Annotated in this window: 1 protein-coding gene; it reads left to right on the forward strand. The window is 47.3% G+C overall.

The genetic code is table 11. From position 1 onward, the window contains the following. Positions 1-99 precede the first annotated feature (99 nt). Positions 100-582 (forward strand): DUF935 family protein (locus ACFIL8_RS12415; RefSeq protein ID WP_375690081.1); only part of this gene is annotated, 483 nt, incomplete at its 3' end.

The raw sequence follows: 582 nt of genomic DNA on the forward strand, positions 1-582 counted from the left end.
ACACCTGTGAGAGAGGCTTATCGTTTTGATGAAAGCTCGCTCTTTTCAACGCCTTTTTTTTCAACAATGCGATCAAAGATTTATTGATGGGATGATGAGATGGTAAAACTTTTAGATCAGTGGGGCAGGGCGCTTAATATCAAAGGGTTGGAGCGAGAAGTTGCAAGCCCTACCGTTGGCGGTGTTCGTGATGTGTGGTCACAAACCATTGTCAGTGGTCTCACCCCTGCGCAACTTGCTGATATTTTACAACAGGCAGCAGAGGGTCATCCAGAGCAGTTTTTCCAACTTGCCGATGATATGGAAGAGCGTGATTTGCATTATCGTGCTGTGCTTGGCATGCGTAAAAATGCTCTCACAGGGGTGGAGCCTGGAGTGATTGCCGCAAGCAATAGTGCACAGGACAAAAAGATAGCAGATGCGGTGCGGGAAGTGATTAGTGCGCCTACCTTTGTTGATGATTATGTGACGGATTTATTGGATGCTTTGGGAAAAGGCTATGCGATTGTAGAAACCTTGTGGGACAAGAGTGCCAAGGAATGGTGGCCGGTTGCTTGGAAATGGCGTGACCAGCGGTTTTTT

It is taken from the genome of Bartonella sp. AP57NXGY (assembly GCF_042195805.1).
Taxonomy (GTDB): Bacteria; Pseudomonadota; Alphaproteobacteria; order Rhizobiales; family Rhizobiaceae; genus Bartonella.